Below are 6,330 nucleotides of genomic sequence, written 5' to 3'. Positions count from 1 at the left end.
ACCGCATCCGCTCTTCCACGGTACAGGTCTCCTTCCACCCCATCGGCAAGGTCCTCCTTGCCGACCAGTTGACCTGTTACCCATGTCGCCGGTCTATTCTGTTACCCATGTAGCCGGTCAGGACCGCTGCACCCTCTCCCCTTGTGGGAGAGGGTGGCGTCGCGAAGCGACGCCGGGTGAGGGGTCGCCTCCGCATCGGGAGTGCGGGGAGGGAACCCCTCACCCTATGGAGGCCTTGTCTGCTGGCGGAGGGGCCCTCTCCCACAAGGGGAGAGGGCACCACAACGCGCATCGCGCCTTGCTGTTGCAGATAGCTCATTCCGCGGCCTCCGCAGTCGCCGCGCCCACCATGTCCACCACCTTCAGCGTGGTCCGCACGCGCTGGGTGGTGCCATCCTGGAAACGGATCACGGTATCGACCGGAATGTTGGCGTCGCCGCGATAAATCGCGTCGATGATCTCGGCGTATTTCTCGTTGATGACGCCGCGGCGCACTTTTCGGGTGCGGGTCAGTTCGCCGTCGTCGGCGTCGAGTTCCTTGTAGAGCAGCAGGAAGCGGGAGATGCGCTGGGCCGGTGGCAGCGAGGCGTTGACGGTCTCGACTTCCTTCCGCAACAGCGCATAGACCTCGGGACGCGAGGAGAGGTCGCTATAAGTCGTGAACGAGATTCGGCTCTTCTCGGCCCATTTCGAGATGATGGAGTAGCGGATGCAGATCATCGAGGCGAGCGCGTCGCGGCCGGCGCCGAGCACCACCGCTTCCGCGATATAGGGCGAGAACTTCAGCTTGTTCTCGATATACTGCGGCGAGAAGCGATCGCCACGCGAGGTCTCGGCAAGGTCCTTGATGCGGTCGATCACCACGAGCTGGTTGCTATCGTTGAAATAGCCGGCATCGCCGGAGCGCATCCAGCCATCCTGGATGTCTGCCACAGACGCCTCTGGGTTCTTGTAATACCCTAAGAACATGTTGGGGTGGCGCACCACGATCTCGCCGACGCCGTTGACATCAGGGTTGTCGACGCGGATCTCGATCGTCTCGGCCATCGCGATGCCCGTGGTATCGGGATCGACTTCGCCGGGCGGATGCAACGTATAGGCGCCGAGCAGCTCGGTCTGGCCATAGAGCGTACGCAGCGGCACGCCCATTGCCCGGAAGAATTTGAAGGTGTCGGGGCCGAGCGCGGCGCCGCCGGTGGCCGCCGATCGCAGCCGCGTGAACCCGAGCCGGTCGCGGAGTGCACGGAACAGAAGCTGGTCCGCGACCACCGAGCGCTTGCCTTGCTCGAGCGCCGCAAGCCCGGTTTTCATACCGAGCTCGTAGAGCCTTTGCTTCAACGGCGACGAGTCCATCACGTCGGCGCGCACGTCTGCCGCGATTGCCTCCCATACCCGTGGCGCGAACAGCACGAAGGTCGGCGCGATCTCGCGGAAATCGTGCATCATGGTGTCGGGCTCTTCGACGAAGTTGACCTTCATCCGGCAGAGCAGACCTTTGCCGAGCGCGTAGACCTGCTCCATGATCCAGGGCAGCGGCAGCACCGACACATATTCGTCGTCAGGTCCCTTCGGATCGAAGGAGAGATAGGTTGCGCAATGCTTGAGCACGCGGCCGGCGGCGAGCATCGCGAGTTTCGGATTGGCTGTCGTGCCTGACGTCGTGCAGAGGATCGCGACGTCTTCGCCATCAGTGGCATCGACCAGCGTGTCGTAGAGGCCGGGCTCACGCGCCGCGCGCTCGCGGCCGAGGCCGGCGAGCTTGCTTGCCTCCATCAGGCGTGGATCGTCATATTTCCGCATGCCGCGCGGATCGGAATAGATGATGTGCTTCAGGTGCGGCGCGCGGTCGGCCAGCCCCAGCAGCTTGTCGACCTGCTCCTCATCCTCGGCGAATACGAGCTTCGCCTCGCCATAGTTCAGGAGATAAGCCGCCTCCTCATCCAGCACGTCGCGATAAAGCCCAAGACTCATGCCGCCGATCGCGTGGCTGGCGATCTCGGCGGCGACCCAGTCCGGGCGATTGTCGCCGATGATGCCGATGACGTCACCGCTGCCGAGTCCCAGTTCGATCATGCCGAGCGCGAATTCCCGCACGCGGGCCTGGTAGTCGTTCCAGGTGAATTCACGCCACAGACCAAGATCCTTCTCGCGCAGCGCGATCTCGCGGCCATTTTCCCTGGCATTCAGCCGCAGCATCTTGGGAAAGGTGTCGGCCTGTGCGGCGCGCCCGGCGTAATCCATCATGCGGCGCTCTCCCGCGGCAGCGGCACGTCATCGGGATCGACCAGCGCCTCGTCCTCTTCGCCGAGATAGGCGCGCTTGACGTGGGGATCGGCGAGCACGCTGGCGGGATCGCCCTCGGCGATCTTGCGGCCGAAATCGAGCACCATGACGCGGTGGGAGATGTCCATCACCACGCCCATGTCGTGCTCGATCATCACGACGGTCATGCCGAACTCTTCGTTGAGATCGACGATGTAGCGCGTCATGTCCTCCTTCTCTTCGAAGTTCATGCCGGCCATCGGCTCGTCCAGCAGGATCAACTGCGGTTCGAGCGCCATCGCGCGGGCAAGTTCCACGCGCTTGCGCAAGCCATAGGGAAGCGTGCCGGCGGTCGCCTTGCGCACCGATTGCAGGTCGAGGAAATCGATGATCTCCTCGACCTTGCGGCGATGATCGAGCTCCTCGCGCCGCGCGCCGGTCAGCCAGTACAGCGCTCCGGTGATGAAATTATTCTTCAGCAGGTGATGGCGGCCGACCATGATGTTGTCGAGCACGCTCATGTGGTGGAACAGCGCGAGATTCTGGAAGGTGCGGCCGATGCCGAGCGAGGGCCGGGCGTTCGGATTGAGGCCCGTGATATCCTTGCCGCGATAGAAAAGCTGGCCTTCGGTCGGCTTGTAGCGGCCGGAAATGCAGTTGACGATCGAGGTCTTGCCGGCGCCGTTCGGGCCGATGATGGAGAACAATTCGCCGGGCTTGACGCCAAAGCTCACTTCGGTCAGCGCGCGGACGCCACCAAAGCGCAGCGACACCCCGCGCACCTCCAACGTGTAATCCACCTATTCCCTCCAGATGCGGCGCTTCACGCGCTCTTTGTCTCTTGTTGCAAAGACAGCGATAATCTTACATCGGTCGTTCCGGCTAAGCCATCCGACTAATGGTGCCTCGTTCCGCTTGCGAACGCGACCGCTCATGCGCGGTAACGCCGCACCCGGCATCTTGCCCGTTCGCGCTTCCACGCGTGTCGTGCAGATGACGTTGCGCCGGTGGCCCTCCATAGGGCAAAGCGGTACGGTGAAATGTCTTGTGCCCGACAATTCGCCGGCAAATTTCGTTCGGCCGCGCGTTGTTGCGACGCAACATAACGAGACGGACGACAGTCAACGGGATCATGATTGCTGCCGATTACCTGAAGCGCATCGCGGCCTGGTCGCGTGAGCTGGATGACCGCGAGATCGAGGTCGCGCGCAGCGGCATCACCGAGAAATCCTATGGCGCCAATGAATTCATCTTCATGCGCGGCGACCGTTTTGACTACTGGACCGGCGTGGTCACGGGGCTGGCGCGGATGGGCATCGTCTCCCGCGGCGGCAAGGCCGCAAGCTTCGCCGGACTGACTGCCGGCGCCTGGTTCGGCGAGGGGTCGGTGCTGAAGAACGAAGCGCGGCGTTACGACGTGGTGGCGCTGCGCGACACGCGGCTGGCCATGATGGACCGCAAGACCTTCGTCTGGCTGTTCGAGAACAGCGTGGCGTTCAACCGTTTCCTGGTGGCGCAGCTCAACGAGCGGCTTGGCCAGTTCATTGCGCTCCTGGAATATGGCCGTACGCTGGATGCGACCGCGCGGCTGGCGCGTTCTATCGCCTCCCTGTTCAACCCAATTCTCTACCCCGAGTTGTCGCGCCATCTCGAGATCACGCAGGAGGAAATCGGGGCGCTTTCCGGCATCTCGCGGCAGAATGCGAACCAGTGCCTGAAGCGGCTGGAGAAGGAGGGCCTCCTGCGGCTGGAATATGGCGGCGTGACCATTGTCGACCTCGAACGTCTCCGCCACTACGGCGAATAGTCCAGCCGGCCCGGCGCCGTGTCTGCCCGAAAGCTCGAGGCTAACGGCCTGATTCCAAATGGTTATGGCATTAGACTTCGCGGAGGACGGATGCTACAGACCGGGCCATTCGCAACCCGGCGCAGTTCCGTGCCCTCGGAGAGGATATGGCGGTTCAGGACTCCAAGCGACGTGTCGCGCTGATCACGGGCGCCACCGGTCAGGACGGCGCTTACCTCGCTGAATATCTGCTCGGCCTTGGCTACACCGTCCATGGCATCAAGCGTCGCTCGTCGTCGTTCAATACGGCGCGCGTCGATCATCTCTATCAAGATCCCCATGTCGGCAACGTGCCGTTCCTGCTGCATTATGGCGATATGACGGACTCGACCAACCTGATCCGGCTGATGCAGCAGATCAGGCCGACCGAGATCTATAACCTCGCCGCGCAAAGCCATGTCGGGGTCAGTTTCGAGAGCCCGGAATATACGGCGAATGCCGATGCGATCGGCGTGCTGCGCCTCTTGGAGGCGATCCGCATCCTCGGCATGGAGAAGGAGACGCGGTTCTATCAGGCCTCGACATCGGAGCTTTACGGCCTGGTCCAGGAAGTGCCGCAGCGGGAAACCACGCCATTCTATCCGCGTTCGCCGTATGGCGTGGCAAAGCTTTACGGCTACTGGATCACGGTGAACTACCGCGAGGCCTACGGCATGTATGCTTCGAACGGCATCCTGTTCAACCATGAGAGCCCGATTCGCGGCGAGACCTTCGTCACCCGCAAGATCACCCGCGGCGTCACCCGCATCGAGTTCGGACTCGAGGAGACGCTCTATCTCGGCAATCTCGAGGCCAAGCGCGACTGGGGTCATGCGCGGGATTATGTCGAGGGTATGCACAGTATCCTGCAGGCGGATGCTCCTGACGATTTCGTGCTGGCGACTGGCGAGACGCGCTCGGTGCGCGAATTCGTGGAACTCGCGTTTGCCGAAATCGGCCGCGGAATCGAGTGGCGCGGGAAGGGCGTTGACGAGATCGGGGTCGACACAAAATCCGGCAAGACCGTGGTCCGTATCGACCCGACCTATTTCCGGCCGACCGAGGTCGACCTCTTGATCGGCGACGCCAGCAAGGCGCGCGAGAAGCTCGGCTGGAAGCCGAAGACCAGTTTTGCCCAGCTCGTGAAGGAGATGGTGGCGAGCGACCTCGCCGAGGCCAGGCAGGAGGCCGCCAATGGCAAGCACGCCGTTTGAGCTGAAAGGCAAGACGGTCTTTGTCGCCGGCCATCGCGGCATGGTCGGCTCGTCGCTGGTGCGACGGCTTGCACAGGAGGATGTCGAGCTTCTGACGATGCCGCGCGGCGAGGTCGATCTGCGCGACCAGGCCGCGGTCAACCGGTGGTTTGCCGCCAGGCGGCCGCAGGTGGTGTTCCTGGCGGCGGCGAAAGTCGGTGGCATCGCCGCCAACGACCTGCTGCGCGCCGAGTTCCTCTACGACAATCTGGCGATCGCGACCAACGTGATCCATGCGGCTCACGTCAACGGAACCGAGAAGCTGATGTTCTTCGGCTCCTCCTGCATCTATCCTCGCCTGGCGCCACAGCCGCTGCGCGAGGACTCGATGCTGACCGGGCCGCTGGAGCCGACCAATGAGCCCTACGCGATTGCCAAGATCGCGGGCATCAAGATGGCGGAAACCTATCGCAGCCAGTACGGCGCGGATTTCATCAGCGTGATGCCGACCAATCTTTATGGTCGCGGTGATAATTATCACCCCGAATACAGCCACGTCGTCGCGGCCTTGATCCGCCGTTTCCATGAGGCGAAAGCGTCCGGGACGAAGAATGTCGTGGTCTGGGGCACCGGCACGCCGCGGCGCGAATTCCTCTATGTCGACGATCTCGCCGACGCCTGCATCCACTTGATAAAGGTCTATTCCGACAGCGGCCTGGTCAATATCGGCACCGGCAAGGACATCACGATCGCGGAATTCGCCCGCGTCGTTGCGGCGGCGGTCGGCTATAACGGCGAGATCAGCTATGACACCTCGCGGCCGGACGGCACGCCGCGCAAATTGCTGGACGTCAGCCGGCTAGCCGCGCTTGGCTGGCAAGCGAAGACATCGCTGGAAGACGGCATCGGGCTCGCCTATCAGGCTTATCTCAGCGAAAGCCGGCAGGCCGCGGAATAGCACCCAGCCCTACCACTCGTCATTGCGAGCGCAGCGAAGCAATCCATGCCTCCACAAGTGGCGAGATGGATTGCTTCGCTGCGCTCGCAATG

5 protein-coding genes are annotated in these 6,330 nt (G+C 62.9%); 3 read left to right on the top strand and 2 right to left on the bottom strand.

Annotated features, from left to right (window positions below):
* Nucleotides 1-315 precede the first annotated feature (315 nt).
* Both ACZYOF_RS30240 and ACZYOF_RS30235 read right to left on the bottom strand, forming a co-directional pair.
* Nucleotides 316-2,244, bottom strand: a complete 1,929-nt coding sequence (locus tag ACZYOF_RS30240) for an AMP-binding protein (protein ID WP_463718049.1) — start codon at nucleotides 2,242-2,244, stop codon at nucleotides 316-318.
* Nucleotides 2,241-3,062: an ABC transporter ATP-binding protein gene (locus ACZYOF_RS30235; protein ID WP_463718048.1), complete on the bottom strand. Its 822-nt coding sequence runs from the start codon at nucleotides 3,060-3,062 to the stop codon at nucleotides 2,241-2,243. The genes ACZYOF_RS30240 and ACZYOF_RS30235 overlap by 4 nt, the downstream gene beginning before the upstream one ends.
* A 332-nt stretch (nucleotides 3,063-3,394) precedes the next feature.
* On the opposite strand from ACZYOF_RS30235, the gene ACZYOF_RS30230 reads away from it, so the two are divergent.
* The 3 genes from ACZYOF_RS30230 to ACZYOF_RS30220 all read left to right on the top strand — a co-directional run bounded on the left by ACZYOF_RS30230 (nucleotide 3,395) and on the right by ACZYOF_RS30220 (nucleotide 6,238).
* Complete coding sequence (locus ACZYOF_RS30230; RefSeq protein ID WP_130578664.1) at nucleotides 3,395-4,069, top strand: Crp/Fnr family transcriptional regulator; 675 nt, start codon at nucleotides 3,395-3,397, stop codon at nucleotides 4,067-4,069.
* A gap of 146 nt (nucleotides 4,070-4,215) precedes the next feature.
* Nucleotides 4,216-5,301, top strand: coding sequence for a GDP-mannose 4,6-dehydratase (gene gmd / locus ACZYOF_RS30225; protein ID WP_394567544.1), 1,086 nt, complete (start codon nucleotides 4,216-4,218; stop codon nucleotides 5,299-5,301).
* Nucleotides 5,282-6,238, top strand: coding sequence for a GDP-L-fucose synthase family protein (locus tag ACZYOF_RS30220; protein ID WP_463718047.1), 957 nt, complete (start codon nucleotides 5,282-5,284; stop codon nucleotides 6,236-6,238). The genes gmd and ACZYOF_RS30220 overlap by 20 nt, the downstream gene beginning before the upstream one ends.
* Nucleotides 6,239-6,330: the final 92 nt, after the last annotated feature.

It is taken from the genome of Bradyrhizobium sp. LeoA1Lang (genome assembly GCF_055413685.1).
This window is presented reverse-complemented; position numbering and strand designations above follow the sequence as displayed.